At 51.8% G+C, this 16,104-nt stretch carries 17 protein-coding genes and 3 pseudogenes; 14 read left to right on the top strand and 6 right to left on the bottom strand.

The genetic code is table 11. The annotated features are described in order from the left end of the window. The first annotated feature begins 227 nt into the window (after positions 1 to 227). From GJ1_RS02460 to spsC, 5 genes are all read left to right on the top strand, one after another. Positions 228 to 1,457: an NAD(P)/FAD-dependent oxidoreductase gene (locus GJ1_RS02460; protein WP_066227963.1), complete on the top strand. Its 1,230-nt coding sequence runs from the start codon at positions 228 to 230 to the stop codon at positions 1,455 to 1,457. A 118-nt stretch (positions 1,458 to 1,575) separates the two neighbouring features. After that, positions 1,576 to 2,079, top strand: coding sequence for an NUDIX hydrolase (locus tag GJ1_RS02455; protein WP_066227960.1), 504 nt, complete (start codon positions 1,576 to 1,578; stop codon positions 2,077 to 2,079). A 123-nt stretch (positions 2,080 to 2,202) separates the two neighbouring features. Continuing rightward, a complete protein-coding gene (locus tag GJ1_RS18530) occupies positions 2,203 to 2,340 on the top strand; it encodes a YuiA family protein (protein WP_167346077.1) in 138 nt (45 codons plus the stop codon). A 56-nt stretch (positions 2,341 to 2,396) separates the two neighbouring features. Then, positions 2,397 to 2,720, top strand: coding sequence for a YuiB family protein (locus GJ1_RS02450; protein WP_066227957.1), 324 nt, complete (start codon positions 2,397 to 2,399; stop codon positions 2,718 to 2,720). 300 nt (positions 2,721 to 3,020) lie between these two features. Continuing rightward, entirely contained in the window at positions 3,021 to 3,659 is a 639-nt protein-coding gene (gene spsC / locus GJ1_RS02440; RefSeq protein WP_083509921.1) for a stationary phase survival protein SpsC, read from the top strand. Between the two features lie 15 nt (positions 3,660 to 3,674). Here the strand turns inward: spsC and GJ1_RS02435 are convergent, their stop codons facing one another. After that, the gene (locus GJ1_RS02435) at positions 3,675 to 4,484 is read right to left on the bottom strand and encodes a cobalamin-binding protein (RefSeq protein WP_066227952.1); all 810 of its coding nucleotides are present in this window, start codon (positions 4,482 to 4,484) and stop codon (positions 3,675 to 3,677) included. Between the two features lie 319 nt (positions 4,485 to 4,803). Between GJ1_RS02435 and GJ1_RS02430 the strand changes: the two are divergent. From GJ1_RS02430 to GJ1_RS02420, 3 genes and pseudogenes are all read left to right on the top strand, one after another. Further along, positions 4,804 to 6,296 (top strand): annotated as a pseudogene (locus GJ1_RS02430) (leucyl aminopeptidase). Positions 6,297 to 6,567: 271 nt separating this feature from the next. After that, positions 6,568 to 7,188, top strand: coding sequence for a DUF47 domain-containing protein (locus GJ1_RS02425; RefSeq protein WP_066227948.1), 621 nt, complete (start codon positions 6,568 to 6,570; stop codon positions 7,186 to 7,188). A gap of 17 nt (positions 7,189 to 7,205) precedes the next feature. Then, a complete protein-coding gene (locus tag GJ1_RS02420; RefSeq protein ID WP_066227945.1) occupies positions 7,206 to 8,204 on the top strand; it encodes an inorganic phosphate transporter in 999 nt (332 codons plus the stop codon). A 47-nt stretch (positions 8,205 to 8,251) separates the two neighbouring features. Here the strand turns inward: GJ1_RS02420 and GJ1_RS02415 are convergent, their stop codons facing one another. Then, positions 8,252 to 8,860 carry a biotin transporter BioY gene (locus GJ1_RS02415; RefSeq protein WP_066228134.1) on the bottom strand — a complete coding sequence of 203 codons (609 nt, stop codon included), beginning with the start codon at positions 8,858 to 8,860 and terminating at the stop codon, positions 8,252 to 8,254. A gap of 158 nt (positions 8,861 to 9,018) precedes the next feature. Between GJ1_RS02415 and GJ1_RS18525 the strand changes: the two genes are divergently transcribed. After that, positions 9,019 to 9,177, top strand: a complete 159-nt coding sequence (locus GJ1_RS18525; RefSeq protein ID WP_167346076.1) for a hypothetical protein — start codon at positions 9,019 to 9,021, stop codon at positions 9,175 to 9,177. A 245-nt stretch (positions 9,178 to 9,422) separates the two neighbouring features. Next, a pseudogene (locus GJ1_RS18935) lies at positions 9,423 to 9,670 on the top strand (hypothetical protein); the annotation flags it as partial. Between the two features lie 275 nt (positions 9,671 to 9,945). Here GJ1_RS18935 and GJ1_RS02410 read toward each other — a convergent pair. Further along, positions 9,946 to 10,362: pseudogene (locus tag GJ1_RS02410) on the bottom strand (IS982 family transposase); the annotation flags it as partial. A 402-nt stretch (positions 10,363 to 10,764) separates the two neighbouring features. On the opposite strand from GJ1_RS02410, the gene GJ1_RS02405 reads away from it, so the two are divergent. Then, a complete protein-coding gene (locus GJ1_RS02405; RefSeq protein WP_066227943.1) occupies positions 10,765 to 11,820 on the top strand; it encodes an RNA-guided endonuclease TnpB family protein in 1,056 nt (351 codons plus the stop codon). A 315-nt stretch (positions 11,821 to 12,135) separates the two neighbouring features. After that, on the top strand, positions 12,136 to 12,312 hold the full coding sequence (locus tag GJ1_RS18235; RefSeq protein ID WP_157068345.1) for a hypothetical protein: 177 nt from the start codon (positions 12,136 to 12,138) through the stop codon (positions 12,310 to 12,312). Between the two features lie 366 nt (positions 12,313 to 12,678). Here GJ1_RS18235 and GJ1_RS02395 read toward each other — a convergent pair whose 3' ends face one another. The 3 genes from GJ1_RS02395 to GJ1_RS02385 all read right to left on the bottom strand — a co-directional run bounded on the left by GJ1_RS02395 (position 12,679) and on the right by GJ1_RS02385 (position 14,933). Then, positions 12,679 to 13,029, bottom strand: a complete 351-nt coding sequence (locus GJ1_RS02395; RefSeq protein WP_066227939.1) for a YuzC family spore coat inner layer protein — start codon at positions 13,027 to 13,029, stop codon at positions 12,679 to 12,681. Between the two features lie 120 nt (positions 13,030 to 13,149). Further along, positions 13,150 to 14,472 (bottom strand): ArsB/NhaD family transporter, encoded by a 1,323-nt coding sequence (locus GJ1_RS02390; RefSeq protein ID WP_066227937.1) that lies wholly within the window; start codon positions 14,470 to 14,472, stop codon positions 13,150 to 13,152. Positions 14,473 to 14,486: 14 nt separating this feature from the next. Further along, positions 14,487 to 14,933, bottom strand: coding sequence for a hypothetical protein (locus GJ1_RS02385; protein ID WP_066227935.1), 447 nt, complete (start codon positions 14,931 to 14,933; stop codon positions 14,487 to 14,489). 224 nt (positions 14,934 to 15,157) lie between these two features. Between GJ1_RS02385 and kapD the strand changes: the two genes are divergently transcribed. Both kapD and GJ1_RS02375 read left to right on the top strand, forming a co-directional pair. Then, positions 15,158 to 15,778, top strand: a complete 621-nt coding sequence (kapD, locus tag GJ1_RS02380) for a 3'-5' exonuclease KapD (RefSeq protein ID WP_066227931.1) — start codon at positions 15,158 to 15,160, stop codon at positions 15,776 to 15,778. A gap of 75 nt (positions 15,779 to 15,853) precedes the next feature. After that, positions 15,854 to 16,069 carry a hypothetical protein gene (locus GJ1_RS02375; RefSeq protein WP_066227928.1) on the top strand — a complete coding sequence of 72 codons (216 nt, stop codon included), beginning with the start codon at positions 15,854 to 15,856 and terminating at the stop codon, positions 16,067 to 16,069. Positions 16,070 to 16,104 lie beyond the last annotated feature (35 nt).

Here is a 16,104-nt window from a genome sequence, read left to right as displayed (position 1 = left end):
AACAGGCGCTGTTATGATGGGAATTTTTCAGCCGAATCGGTCGAAAAAAAGCTTGAAAAGGCGAAGAAAAAGGACTAATATGGTTTGTGGAGAGATTGTTAATTTTTTGTGACAGTCCCTCGACATTTTTTTGGCGATTAACGTGAATTGTTTCACAAACTCTGCTCAATAAAAACGGGGGCGGCCGCAAAAGCTATAACAAACGAATGCGAAAAAAATGAAAAAGGATGGAAGTGATTCAAGTGAGAAAACCAAACGTTGTCATTTTAGGCGCCGGCTATGGCGGGCTGATGACGACCGTCCGCCTGCAAAAGCTCATCGGGGCGAATGAGGCGAATATTACGCTAGTGAACAAGCACGACTACCATTATGAGACGACATGGCTTCATGAGGCGTCGGCCGGCACGCTGCACCATGACCGCGTTCGCTATCCGATCAGCGATGTCATCGACCGGAACAAAGTGAAATTTATTCAAGACACGGTGACGAAAATTGTTCCAAACGAAAAAAAAGTGCTGCTTGAAAACGGCGAGCTGACGTACGATTACCTCGTCATCGCCCTCGGGTTTGAATCGGAAACGTTCGGCATCAAAGGATTAAAGGAATACGCGTTTTCGATCGCCAATGTCGACGCGGCGCGGCAAATTCGCGAACATATCGAATACCAATTCGCGACATACAACGCGGAAGAAGAAAAGAAAGAGGAGCGGTTGACGATCGTCGTCGGCGGAGCGGGATTTACCGGCATTGAATTTTTAGGCGAGCTCGCCAACCGGATGCCTGAGCTGTGCCGCGAATATGACATCGATCCGCACAAAGTGCGCATCATTTGCGTGGAAGCGGCGCCGACCGCGCTGCCGGGCTTTGATCCGGAGCTCGTCGAGTACGCGGTCAGCCAGCTTGAGCGCAAGGGGGTCGAGTTTAAAATCGGCACGGCGATTAAAGAATGCACGCCGGATGGCATCATTGTCGCCAAAGGCGATGATGTGGAAGAAATTAAAGCCGGCACGGTCATTTGGGCGGCCGGCGTGCGCGGCAGCCGCGTCATCGAGGAATCTGGATTTGAGGCGGCGCGGGCGCGCATTAAAGTGGATCCGTACTTGCGCGTTCCTGGGCATGAAGATATTTTTGTCGTCGGCGACTGTTCGCTCGTGATTGATGAAGAAACGAACCGCCCGTATCCGCCGACGGCGCAAATCGCCATGCAAGAAGGCCAGCTGTGCGCGAAAAACTTGGCCGTGCTCATCCGCGGGCAAGGGGAGCTCGAGCCGTTTAAGCCCGATATTAAAGGGACGGTTTGCTCGCTCGGCCACGATGATGCGATCGGCGTCGTGTTCGGCAAAAAGCTGTGGGGAACAAAAGCGAGCTTCATGAAAAAAGTGATCGACAACCGCGCCTTGTATTTGATCGGCGGTTCGTCGCTGGTGATGAAAAAAGGCAAATTTAAATTTTTCTAATCGATCGGAAAAGCTCCCGTGATGGCGGGAGCTTTTTGCATGGCAAAGAAACAGGGATCAACCGCTTGATTGTCGAAATACAAACGGTGCATCACTACATGGGAAAAGGATGAGGACGATGGACAACAAGCGAGGAAACGTTTGGATTGCGGCCGCCGGACTGGTCATCAACGAGAACGGGGAGTGGCTCGTCGTCAAGAAAAAATACAGCGGGCTAAAAGGCAAATGGTCGCTGCCGGCTGGGTTTGTCCAGCCTGGGGAAATGCTTGATGAAGCAGCCGTTCGGGAAGTGAAGGAGGAAACGGGGATCGACGCTGAACCGGTCGCGTTTCTTGGCTTGCGCACCGGCGTCATCGCCGGGGAGATCAGCGACAATATGGCCATTTTTCTTTTGCGCCCGCTCTCGCGCGACATCGTTGTGCAGACAGAGGAGTTGTATGCGGCCGCGTTTTTAAGCAAAGCAGAGCTCCGTGACGACCCAAATACATCGGGCTTGCTTCGCTATTTGCTGGCGCTCGAGCCGTGGGCTTCCCTTTCTTTGCACGACGGCCTCAACCCGGGCGACCCGTTTGGGTACACGAAATACCGCCTTTACTTCGAATCGTCAAAATTAAAAGAATAGTCGAGAAAATAAAAGCGAATGGTTGATGTATCCGCTTACACAAGCGAAAACAGGGGAGAATCAGCGTTTGTTTTTACAGAAAATTTTGATATATTAACGAAAAAGAAGTGGAGGGGAACATCGATGAGAAACACACTGACAGTGAACGCCTGCCCGTACTGCGAGGGCCACGGATACGTCCAGCTGCTCTTGGGCGGATCGGAAACGTGCTACGGTTGCCAAGGAACGGGAAGCGAGCAGGAAGAGGACAACGAACATTGACTGTCATCCGCCCAATCCAGTACACTGAAAAAGGGTGTATGGGAGGTGAAGGGCGGATGCAAATGAGTTTGCCGGTCGTTTTGATTTCGATGGTTTTATTTTTTGTGTTATTTTTTGGCATCAGTTTTTTGGTGAATATGTTGCTGCGCATGACATGGATTGTGGCGATTTGCTTTCCTTTGATTGCGGTTTTCATTATCGACGATGTGCCGTTTACCCGCTATTTTACCGCGCCGTCCGATGCGTTCGCGGCGCTCGGCCGGAAAGTGGCTTCGCTGGCGGCGGCGGACTTGTTGATTTTGTCGAGCGGCTTTGCCGGCGCTCTTTGCGCCGGATGGGCGATCCGCACGTTGAGGGCGAAAGGGTATCAAATGTTTTAAAGCATCTTCGAAATGCAAAACGCATTCTAATGGAAAAAGCGCGAAAGGATTATCGAATGTTTTCAAGCGTCTCTGCCTTGGGCAGAGGCGTTTTTTTGTGAACAGCGCTGATGAGCGGATCACAACGTCGGTTCGCGGATGTTTTCGGCCAAACGCGCAAGCTTTGCGCGCGGTTTTCCCACGGAGGCCGTTCGCAGACGTCTTCCCGCAAACGGATTTTTTCGTTTTTTTGTCCTGCTTGCAATGAATATTTCGATTTCGGATGGAGATAAATAGAGATGTGAGAGGAGTTGAGAAGCATTGAATGGGTTCAGGCAGTTGGTGCGCCGAACCGCGATGACGCTGCTGTTTCTTGCCGCGTTGCTCGCGACATTCGAGTCCGTTTCCGGGGTTGACGCGAAAACGGTTCTCCATCCCTTTCCCAGCGCTTTATCGATGGATCATGAGCCAAATTGGGGGGTGAAAGGGCGGGCGAAAACCGGTGAAAGCGCTGTTCCGCGGCTTGAGGATCATTTTGACTGGTCAAAATATCCGTCCGTCGAGGTGGTCGCCACCGGCTATACGGCCGGCATTGAATCGACCGGGAAAACGCCCGATCACCCTGAGTATGGCATCACGTACTCCGGCGTCCGCGTCAAACGCGATCTTTATTCGACGATTGCGGCGGATTTAACCGTGTTTCCGATCGGTACGATTTTGTTCATCCCCGGCTACGGGTTCGGCGTCGTCGCTGACAAAGGCGGGGCGATCAAAGGCCATCGCATTGACTTATACTATGAAACCGTCGAAGATGTATATAAATATTGGGGAAAACGAAAAGTCAACGTCTATATCGTGCAAAAAGGCGATGGCACGCTGTCAGAGGAAGAGTTGAAGCGGCTGAACGAAGATGAAACGATGCAAGTGTTTCGCCAGCAGTATTTGGAATCAAAAAGTTGAGAGGGCTCCCGCCCGTCAGCCGCAAAGGAGCGGATCGCTGTCGTCAGCGGGAGGGAACAGCGCCGGATGCAAAAGCGGCGCCAGTTTTTTTAACCCGACAAGCAGACGCGGCGACGGTCGGCAATAAAGCGCTTCCTCCAAAATGTGGATGCGTCCGGCGCGAACCGCCTCGGCCTGTTCCGCGTTCGGGCGCGCCCTGACGGCTTTTGCGCTCATTTTTTTTGTCTGCACGCCGACCCAAACGAGCAATATGTGCGACGGATTGCGGGCGAGAACGTCGTCCCATTCCGGTTGGACGCTCGCTTGAGGAAAGTCGGCGAAAATGTTGCGCCCGCCGGCGAGTTCGCTCAATTCGCTCAGCCAGTTGGCGCCGCCCGGGGTGAAGAGCGGACGAGGCCACCATTCCCAATAGAGGCGGGCCGGTTCGGCCGATGCTGCCCGCTCGCGATGCCAATCAAGCACGTCATAATAGCGGCGGACAAGTTCAGCCGCTTTTTTCGTTTCGCCAAGCGCTTCTCCTAACCGGAGGAGGTCATTGGCAATGTCATCGAGCGAATTTGGCGCCAACACGAGGTGAGGAAGGCGGCGGCGTTCAAGCTCCTCAACGTTGCGCTCCATGCCGGGCACGCTTAACGACGCGACAACAAGATCAGGCTTGAGCGCTTCGACTTGATCCATGTCAATGCGCAAATCCGGTCCGACTTTCGGCAGCCGCTTCACTTCCGGCGGCCAGTCGGAAGAATCGTCGACGGCGACGACATCATCGAGACGGCCGAGATAGGCGAGCAGTTCGGTATTGCTTGGGCAAAGGGAGACAATGTTCATCGGCGTTCATCCTTTCCAACGGGTTTATCATCTCCAACCGAGAAGCCCCCGCGTCCACGCGATCGGCGCAAGGGAGGACAAGCGGAACTATGGGACGCACGGGGATGGCTTGGTCCACCGCCTGCCGTGGAGCAGGTGTTCCCAACAATCTTCCACCTCTCAGCGTTCGCATACGCGTCATTTACTCATTCTTCTCTTCCGATGTTTTTTCCTTTTTTGTTTCACGTCTTTTTAGAAGAAAAATTAGATAATCGAAATAATAGCTTGATTTCGCTATAATTGAAGATGGGAATGAATGACGATGGAAAGGGATGAGACGATGTTTACGGTAAAACCATTGCCGTCGGTTGAGGAACGGGATGAGGCGCTTGTCATCGGCTTGTTTGAAGGGGCAAAGCCTTTCAGCGGCCTTGCCGGCGAGTACGACGCCCGTCTTGGCGGGCAGCTGTCCGAGCTGCGGAAAGAAGGCGATATTTCAGCGAAGCGGGGGCGCATCGCCAGCGTTCATCCATTTTTGCCGACGGGGGCGAAACGGTTGTATTTCGTCGGCCTTGGCAAAAAAGAAGAGCTGACGTTTGAGCGGCTGCGCGAGACGTTCGGCAAGCTGTTTCGCACGTTGAAGCAGGAAAAGCGGACGAAAGCGGGGTCGCGCTTGACACGTTTACGACCGAGGCTGTCGATGGAAACGAAGCGGCGCACGCCTTGGCGGAAGCGTATTATTTGGCGACGTATGAATTCCCTGGGTATAAGCAGAAAAAGTCAGAACCGGACTACCAGCTCAAATCGCTCATCGTCTACACGGCGGCCGAAGCGGTGGAAATTGAGGCGAGCTTGTTTGTCGGCTCGGTGTACGGGAAGGCGACGAATTCGGCGCGCACGCTCGTCAATACGCCGGGGAATTTGTTGACGGCGTCGGATTTGGCTGATTATGCCGTGAAGCTCGCGAACCGGTACGATTTTGACTATGAAATTTTAGAAAAAGAAGAGATGGAGCGGCTCGGCATGGGAGCGCTTTTGGCCGTCAACCAAGGCTCAAAACAGCCGCCCAAACTGATCGTCTTAAAATACCAAGGAAAAGAGCAATGGGAAAACGTGATCGCCCTTGTCGGCAAAGGGGTGACGTTTGATACGGGCGGCTATTGCTTGAAGCCGCGCGACAGCATGATTGACATGAAAACCGATATGGCCGGCGCGGCGGCGGTGCTTGGGGCGATGGAAGCGATCGGCGAACTGCGGCCGGAACAAAACGTGCTCGCCGTCATTCCAGCGACCGACAATATGATCAGCGGCGAGGCGTTCAAGCCGGACGATGTCATCACGTCCTTGTCTGGAAAAACGATTGAAGTGCGGAATACGGACGCCGAAGGGAGGCTCATTTTGGCCGATGCGGTGACGTATGCGAAACAATGCGGCGCGAATTACATCATCGATGTCGCCACGTTGACGAGCGGAGTGATCGTCGCCCTGGGCACGGACAAAACGGGGGCGATGACGAACAATGAGGAGCTGTTTGAGCAATTGCTTGAAGCGTCGATGGAAACCGGGGAATTCATTTGGCGGCTGCCGATTACAGAACACGACCGCGAGCGGGTGCGCAGCAGCAAAATCGCAGACTTGAACAATTCTCCGGGGCGGGAAGGACATGCCATTATGGGCGGGGCGTTCATCGGCGAATTTGTGGAAGATACGCCGTGGGTGCATTTGGATATCGCCGGAACGGCCGCCACAAAGAAAGACGGCGACCTTGGCCCGGCTGGGGCGACGGGCGTGATGGTGCGCACGCTCACCGCGTTTGTCGAACGGTTTGAATAAAACGAACGCCGGCAGGCCGATCGACAGGCGCTGCCTTGGCGCAGAGGCGCCCAGTGTGAAGGCGGTATGCCGGCAGCGAACGAGCCGAAGCGGACGTGCATAGCTTCGGCTTTTGTTTGGCACGCTACTATAGTACATAGCAGGAAAAGCGAACAAAATGTAAAGTTAGTGTAAATCTATTGTAAATTTTCTCTTTTTGTATTGTAAATGGATTTTAAATTGTTACAATAAGTAGCGGTGATTTTGATTCCGCAAATGGAGGGTGTCCGATATGATTTTTTCGCCGAAAAAGGACGTTTTCTTCGACATGTTGTTTACGATTTCGGAAAATGTGAAGGAAGCGGCCCAATATTTTGTTGAGTATAAAATTCGCAACGTAAGCGATTTGAAAGAATTTGCCCGCGTGATGAAAGAGTACGAACGAAAAGGCGACTCATTCATTCATGAACTGGTCGTCCAATTGAACAAAACGTTCATTACGCCGATCGAGCGGGAAGACATTCACCAGCTGGCGATGAAAATGGACGATGTGCTTGACGGATTTGAACAATGCTCGGCCCGGTTTGAAATGTTTTCATTTACGGACATCGATGAACATATGGTGAAGTTTTTTGATTATATTTACCAAAGCACGATTGAAATCGTCCATGCCCTCGAGTTGCTTTCGAACAAAAAGTTGCTCGATATGCGCCAGCACGCCATTAAAATTAAGGATTATGAAACGAAGTGCGACGAAATTTTGCGCGCGTCGATCAAAAACTTGTTTGTGACGCAAAAAGACCCGATTAAAATCATTCAATACAAAGAGCTTTACGAAATGTTGGAAGAGATTGCCGACAGTTGTGAAGATGTCGCCAATACGTTAGAGACGATTATCATGCGCAACGCATAAAAGGGGACGTTGTTTTTATGGATACGATCCTGATTTTAACCATTCTCATCGTCATTTTCGCTTTGGCGTTTGACTTTATCAACGGCTTCCACGATACGGCCAACGCCATCGCGACATCGGTGTCGACAAGGGCGCTCACGCCGCGTCAAGCCATTATTTTGGCTGCGACGATGAACTTTATCGGCGCGCTCACCTTTACCGGCGTCGCGAAAACGATTACGAAAGACATTGTCGACCCATTTGCGCTAGAAAATGGGCCGCTCATTATTTTAGCAGCGTTGACATCAGCAATTGCCTGGAACTTGATCACGTGGTATTACGGCATTCCGAGCAGCTCTTCGCACGCGATCATCGGTTCGGTCGCCGGGGCGGCGATTTCCGCGGCTGGGGTTGGGATTTTGAATTATGGCGGATTTTTGAAAATTTTACAATCGCTGATTCTTTCCCCGTTTTTGGCGTTAGGGGTCGGCTTTATCATTATGAGCATTTTTCGTTTTATCTTTAAAAACGCCAACTTATACAGCACGACGAGGGGCTTTCGGATGTTTCAAATTGTGACCGCGGCGTTTCAGGCGTATACGCACGGAACAAACGATGCTCAAAAAGCAATGGGGATCATTACGATGGCATTAATCGCCGGCGGATACCACGCGACGACCGACATTCCTGAATGGGTGCGCATTTCTGCCGCCTTGGCCATGGGATTGGGAACGGCCGTCGGCGGGTGGAAGATCATTAAAACGGTGGGTGGAAAAATTATGAAAATCCGCCCGATCAACGGAGCGGCGGCTGATTTGTCGTCCGCACTCGTCATTCTTTCGGCGACGATGTTCCACTTGCCGGTCAGCACGACGCACGTCATTTCCTCCGCCATCATGGGGGTTGGCGCCGCCCAACGGGTGAAAGGAGTCAAATGGGGTGTCGCTCGCCGCATTGTGCTCACCTGGATTATTACATTGCCGATCTCGGCGTTGATTGCCGGATTTGTGTACCAAATTCTTCGCTTGTTTTTCTGACAAAAAGCGCACCTGTTGTCCAAAACAGGCGCGCTTTTTTTTTGCGTTTAGGCGGCCGAGCGGCCGGCAGCTGAGGAGCGTCCGATCGCCCGGCAAAGCCTTGGGGCGATCAAGCCGGCGACGATCGACAGGAGAATGTCTTTTGGCAATGGCGCGAGCATCCAGCTCCACACCATTCCGTACGAAAGTCCCGCCGGCGCTTCCGCCCATAATTTGTAAGCCATATACATCCAATTCGTTCCGATGACATAGTTGATCACCATGCCAACGAGTGCGGCGATGACGAAACGGGCTTTTGCCGCCGGCTGTGAGCCGCGGTTGATGATCCATCCGGTCGCATAAGCGGCAACGATAAACGAAAGGATGAAGCCAAACGTCGGTTGGAAAATCATCGACAATCCGCCGCTGAACTTCGCAAACACTGGAACGCCCGCGAGGCCGACGAGCATATAGACGATCATCGCCACCGCGCCGAGCCGCCGCCCTAACACCGCGCCGGCCAGGACGCAGAAAAACGTCTGCAGCGTAATGGGAACACCGCCGACGACAAGAAACGGCGCCCATGACGTAATGTTCGCCCCGATCGCCATCAAGGCGACGAACATGGCGGCGAGCGTCATGTCAATCGGTCGAAGCGAAGCGCGTTGTTCGCTCATATGTAAACCCCCTTGTTTTTTATCGTTAACAAAATCATATAGAACAATCGGCATCATGTCAATTCCTTTTTCTCTCAATGGATGATGCCATATGCCTTCGGGAATGCTAAACAAAAACGGGGCAGCCAGGGCGGCTGCGCAAAGGAAGGAGGATGGCGATGGAGCGGTTCCTCCCGGACGAGGAGCTGAGATGGGCGAGCAAAATGGGGGCGAACGAAGACATCATCCATACGAGCAAAAACGACGACGGCTGCGATTTGCGCACCCCGGCGGAAATCGGGAAGCGGCAGCCGATGGATGAAAACGGCAATGCGTGAAGGCAGTGAAGGATTGTGCGCGGATGGACGGGAACATGGTTGTCGAAGAGAGGCCGGACGACGGGCGATGGCGAAATGGCCATCGCTCGTCGTGTTGGGTGGAAAGGGGTGAGGAAACATTCGAGTTGTTGTGTTTATGATAGACGTTCATAACGAAACTTTTTCACTGATATCGAAAGGATGCAAATGTCCCCACGTATGGAATGTCGCCGCTTTCATACAGGCCATTGTTGTGGTGGCGGTGCGAAAAACATCCAACCGCGTTTTGGACACCATCTTGACACAATCAAAAGTACATCCAAGGCATGAGAAGGATGGATCAGAAAAAACGCAAAGTCATTGAGATGGTGTTTTCGATTCTCGTGCCCCCCTACCACGGCATTCGGGCGAATTCTATTGCCGAGTTTGAGGTGTCGACGACATCTTGTTGGTTTACTCGCTGGTCACACTAGGGCTTTTAAAAAATGGTAATAGGGACTCTTTTTTTTTTTAAAATTTCCGATAAAATATAATTGTAAATATATAAAAGTGGAGGAGGGATTTGTATTTCATATATTGGTTCATCACCGCAACCTGTACTTGACAAGCGATATGTCGGCTGATCGGGAATGTGTCAAAAATCCATATTTTCTTCAATCAAGAAGAGATCTGTAAGACTGATCCTCTTTGTCAACCGAAAGGAATATGGGTGATCAACTAATATCATTCGTGAAGGGAGATTGTTTTATGAAGAAAATATTGTCTTTTACTCGTGGTGCTAGTTGAACCCTAACGCTCAACTAGCCCAAGTGTTACAAGTGAATACACCAACAAAATGCCATCTAGTGCTACCTCAAACCCCGCAATCGAATTGGCACGAATTTCTGTGATACGATACTGGTCAACGAGGACAGAGAACACCGTTTCAATGACTTTACGTTTTTGTTTGAGCCATCTCTCCCATGATGCCGATGGGCGATGTTTCTGGTTTTTGCGAGATGGAGTCCAAAAGGCGATTTGGTACGCTTTATACAACTTTTTTTGCAATTCGCTACTGATAAATCCCTTGTCTCCCAAATTAAAGGGATGAGGAATTTGAGTCATGACGGTTTCTGCTGCGGTTCGATCGTGACAGGACGCTTCCGTCACCACGTATCCCATCGGCAGTCCTTGATCGGTCACTTGAAGATGAAAATTAAACCCGTGGTGCTGCTAGTTGAGCGCTAGCGCTCAACTATATATAAGTTGCAATAAAGAATTTCCGATCTCCATGTCCCGTCTTTATCACCTGACAAGCTGACAAGGTGACAAGAAGAGCGAACAATGCCATGTAAAACAAAATTGCAACTTATATAAAACCGTACTGGACGACAGTAAAAATCATACGGTATTACAGAAAAAACGTCTGAAAGCCCACGGTTTCAATCGTGGGATGAAAGACGGCGTTGCTCGGCAATCCTTAATTGGATCGCTTCGAGCAGCCATTTTTATCTTTAAGTGTCGCAGTATAATCGTTAAACGGATATAATTGATATATAGAACAACAATATCGAAGAACGAAAACAACTGAACGCTATGTGGAATCTCAAAAGAAAAGGGGGTGAATCCATGCCCACGATCACACTCAGGCTGGAACTGCACAACCCAACGAAAGCCAAGCAGGAAATGTACGAGCGAATGACAGAATGGAACACAGAATTTGCGAATTGGCTATTGCATCATCCTGAATTAAACAAAGCGACGAGCAAGATATTCAAAGACTTTTCGTCACAAAAGTTTCCTTCTGCTATCGCGAATCAAACGATTCGAGAAGTGAAGTCCCAAAAGAAAAAACAAAAGGCAAAGAAGTTCCGAACATTTTGGTGTTGCTTTAACAATCAAAACATAAAGGTGGAAAAGAAAGGAGCGTTCTACACGGTTTCCTTCCCCACACTGGAGAAGCGAATTGGCGTGCCTGTCGTCACGCGCCCCTATCAAGAAGCATGGCTGGATCGGCTGATCCATGGAACCGCCAAACAAGGGGCGGCCAAGCTCTACAAAAAGCGAAAGAAATGGTGCTTGGCGATCGCGGTCGCATTTGAAGCCAAGCCGCGGCACGAAACAAAGGTGATGGGGGTTGACGTTGGGCTTCGCTATATCGCCGTTGCCAGCGTGGGAACGAAATCGTGGTTTTTCAAAGGGAGCCAATGCGCCTTCATACGCCGACGATACGCGGCTTTGCGAAGGAGATTAGGAAAAGCGAAGAAGCTCCATATGATTCGCAAAATCGGCGATAAAGAGTCCCGCTGGATGAAGGATATGAACCATAAAATCAGCCGTCAAATCGTCCGTTTTGCCCTTGCCAACGGTGTTGGCGTGATTCGGATGGAAGATTTGGCGGGGATTCGGAAACGAGCCGCTTCGGCCAAAGAAGCAGGACGAAATCTTCATTCGTGGGCGTTCCATCAACTGCAAACGATGATTGCCTACAAAGCCGAAATGGCGGGCATTCGGGTGGAGTGGGTGAATCCGACCTACACCAGTCAAACATGCCGATGCGGGCATCGGGAGAAAGCGAACCGAAACGGCATCCACTTCCGATGCCAAAAGTGCGGATACACCATCCACGCCGACTTGAATGGCGCGATCAACATCGCCAAAGCGATTTCGGGTTTGAGCGCCTAACCTAGCGCACTGGTCACAGGTGCGCCGCCCATTGGGGTACATCTTAACCCGATGGGACGGGGTGATGACACACCCCTGAACTTGGGCGTTGTCTGAACCAGAAATGGATGAGGATGCGAACGACCCAAGAATCCCACGGCTTTAGCCGTGTGGAGTGTCAAAGTGATTATTATGATCAATATATATATGACGCGTATCACTTTGTCTACAGTGACAGCAAGCGCACCAATCTGAAAAAAGTATATATTTCCGACGATATGATCAAAACGACGGGCAATGTATTGGATACATTCTGATGAAGGAGAATCGGTTTCCATGAATCGAAAAAAAAAGTTTGTCTTGTTTGTTGCCGTGCTGATGATCATTTTCTTTTTCGTCTACATGTTTGAAGAACAAGTGCTGCGCTTTTTAGACTACAAGGTGGTCAAATTGACGATGTTGATTTCTTTGATCACGATTATTGTCGGTGATGTCATCTATCGACGCACGTAATCGGATGCACAAAGGAAACGGAAGGGGCTGTCGGGCGACGATGCCCGGCAAGTTCGTTGGGGCGTTGGCGCTGGACGGTGATGAGACGATCGCCGTCTTTTTTGGTTTACTAAGGTCGGCGGCCGGATCAAGAACCGTTTGTGTGTGAAAAGGGTTGTCTGCCTGCTTTGCCTGGCGCGGCAAGTCGCAAACAACGCCGCCTCCAGCGCCGTGCATGGTCTGGAAGCGGCGTTGCCGCGTCGGGCGCGACCGTCTTGAACGGATTTCCGCCAATCGCCAAGCCGCGGCCAAAGCGGCGAATGCGAAAAGCGAAGGCTTCCTGCGAACCGTTTTCTCCCATTTCGCCCGCCGCCGTGATGGCGAAGGCTACCCGCCAAAAGGCGGAAACACGTTCCAGCGCAAGCCGACAACGAGCTGGCAGCACGGAAACGCGCCTGGCGGCGGCGACAGCGTCAGACGGATGCCGTCGGGATTGAAATACACGTCCGTTTTGGAGCGGATGCCGAGCGAGCGGATCAGGCGTTTCACTTCCTCCGTTTTTCCTTCTTGGGCGGCCGACATGACTGAGGCCGCGAACGAGCGCGATTCGGCGAGTTTTTTCAAAACGGCGGCGGCATCGTTCATCAGCGCCTGCGCCGTGGCGGCGGACTGGGAAAAGAGCGCCGGGTCGATCGGGGGATACGGGCTGGCCGGCATCCGCGGGAAATGAGCGAACATGGCCGCTTGAGCCTCCTTTACAAAAATGGAATCGATAATACGATATGTGCGAATATCAAAAAAGGAGCGAAACCTTCATTCGGTTTCGCTCCTTTTTTCTGCGTCCGCGCAGGCGTGGCGCTACAAATAGCGCAGCCATAAATAGGCGTGCGACAAAAGCAAGGCGATGAGCGTCAGCGGCGCGCCGATTTTCAAAAAATCAACGTATGTAAAGCCGTGCCCTTCGCGCGACGCCATGCCGGCGACGATGACGTTCGCCGAGGCGCCGATGAGCGTCCCATTCCCGCCGAGGCAGGCGCCAAGAGACAAGGCCCACCAAAGGACGTCGATTTGCGGGGCGTCCGGGGATAAGCCCATGCCGACGGCCATATCTTGAATGAGCGGGATCATCGTGGCGACGAACGGGATGTTGTCGATCGTCGCCGAAGCGATGCCGGACAGCCAAAGGATGAAATAGGCGGCCGTGGAAATATCGCCGCCGGTGACCTCGAGCGTTTTTTCGGCCAATGATTTGATCAGGCCGATGTCAACGAGCCCGCCGACCAAGACGAACAGTCCAGCGAAAAAGAAAATCGTGCCCCATTCGATCGAATGAAAGACATCCTCAATTTCGTGCTCCGGCACGGCGATGAGCATGAGCGCGACCGCCCCGGTCATGGCGATGACAGCCGCATCGACATGAATGACGGAATGAAGAATAAAGCCGACGATCGTCAGCCCGAGCACGGCGACCGATTTGCGCATCAGCTTCGCATCTTGAATATAATCGGCGTCGCGAAGCTCCATCAGCTTTTGAATCAACTTTGGATCGGTTTGCAGCTGCTTGCGGTAAACAAACGCCAGCAGGGCGACCGTGACGATGGCGATCACGATGACGATCGGTGTCAGGTTGAACAAGAAGGCGTTGAAATCGAGATGCTTGTTCGCCGAACCGATCATAATGTTCGGCGGGTCGCCGATCAATGTCGCCGTGCCGCCGATGTTCGACAAGAGCACTTCCGAAATCAAATACGGCACCGGGTTGACTTGAAGCAGGCGCGTAATGGAAAATGTCACCGGCACAATGAGCAGGACGGTGGTCACGTTGTCCAAAAACGCCGACAACAGCCCGGTCAACAGTGAAAGCATCACCAAAATGCGGACCGGGCTGCCTTTCGCGAGCTTGGCCGCTTTAATGGCCATGTATTGAAAAAAGCCGGACTTGCTCGTAATGCCGACCAAGATCATCATTCCGATCAGCAGCGTGATCGTTCCCCACTCAATATGGTGGGTGAACGCTTTTTCGATGTCGACGATGCCGAAGATGACCATGAGCGCCGCCCCGAGCAAGGCGATGACCGCGCGGTGGATTTTTTCGGAAATGATGATGGCGTATGTAATCAAGAACATGGCGATGGCGAAACCATACTGCACGTTGGACACGTCGGATGCGGCATGATCCATTGGCGATCCCCTCCTTATTTCTGCTGCGATGTTGTATCATGAAAAGGCGTCCCACATGACGGGCATGTCCAATCGCGGCGCCCGTCGACAGCGCGTCGCACGTAAAAGGCGAACGTGCAATGCGGACACTCGATTTCGCGCATCCGATCGATCAACATCCGCCGCCTCGGTTCGGCTGGAGCGTCGGTGTCAATGATCTCGACATGCCTGTCGCCGCGCGATTCGTCTTCGGCGATCACGTTTCCCTCGGCTTCTTCTTTTATGCGCCAGCGGCCGCCGAGCACATGTTGTTCGAGCTGGCTGTGCGACGAGTGTTGAAGCATGTCTTCCGCCAGCTTCATGTACTCGCGATCGTCCAGCCTGCCAAACGGCGTCGCGCCCCTCTGTTTTTCCCAATACGCCCGCAGCTGGTCCTCTGTGAAAATGAACGTGACGATTTGATGAATGACGACATTTTTCACGGCATCCGTCCTCCTTGTTTTGATCATATCACAAAAGGAAGAGAGAGGAAAACCATCCCGTGAAGGGATCCACCCCTTTCTTTTTCGTCAGAGCGCCCGTCGACTCCTACGGCATTCGCCTCTTTTTCGCCATTTTCTGAAAAAAGAAATAAACAATCTCTTCTGAGTGATATAATAATAGTAAGACGGTTTGGAGTCATACGGAAGAAAGGAGGGAAGCGACGATGGACAGTCCGCAATATTTGTTTCTCGACTTTGAATTTACGATGCCGGAGACGAAAACGAGCCCGAACGGGTTTTGTCCGGAAATCATTGAAGTCGGCCTTGTCGCGGTCGTTGATGATCAGATTATAGGTCAATTTTCTTCTTACGTGAAGCCGCTCCGCTTTCCGCAGCTCACCGAACGGTGCAAGTCGTTTCTCAATATCACACAAGAGCAAATTGACCGCGGAATGAGTTTTTATGAGTTGGTTTCTTTGCTTCGGCAATATGACCGTGAACGCCCGACGACCGTTATTACGTGGGGAAGCATGGATATGAAAGTGCTGCGGGAAAACTGCCAATCGGCGCAAGTGGAATTCCCATTCACTGGCGAGCACCGTGATTTAGCCATGGAGTATAAGCGGTTTTTCGGCAACAAAAATCAAACCGGATTGCGCAAGGCGGTGCAAGAGTACGGCAATGAAGCGGTTGGAAAAGCCCATTGCGCGCTCGATGATGCGTTCACCGCGTATACGATTTTCCGGCTGGTGGAAAACGATAAAAAATATTTGGCGAAAACGAAACCGCCGACGATCGGGGAACGGATCGATTTGACCCAGCTGCGGAAAAAATTCGCTTTATAGCCGGCTGCGTTGGCAGCGGCTTTTTTGTGCTATAATGGGAATGGACAATTTTGCGGCAGAAAGGTTGTTTTCGTGATGTGGCCATCGGTGTTGAATTTGTTTTTATACTTCCCGGAAGACAAACGCGAATACATTCCCGCGGCGATTTCGTTTGCCGTCTTCTTCTTGATGGCGGTGTTCACGATGCGGCTCATCATCGTCATTTCCCGGCGGCAGGAGAAGGAAGCGAAGCGGCTTGAAGAACAGCTGCTTGAAAAAAGGGACGAGTCTGGGCAGCCGCCGGGGGTATAAACCAGCCTTCCTCCGGCAATACTGGTGGATAACAC

This window comes from Geobacillus jurassicus NBRC 107829 (assembly GCF_001544315.1).
GTDB classification, from domain to species: domain Bacteria; phylum Bacillota; class Bacilli; order Bacillales; family Anoxybacillaceae; genus Geobacillus; species Geobacillus jurassicus.
The sequence above is the reverse complement of the archived record's forward strand: the minus strand, read 5'-3'. Positions and strand labels throughout refer to the sequence as shown.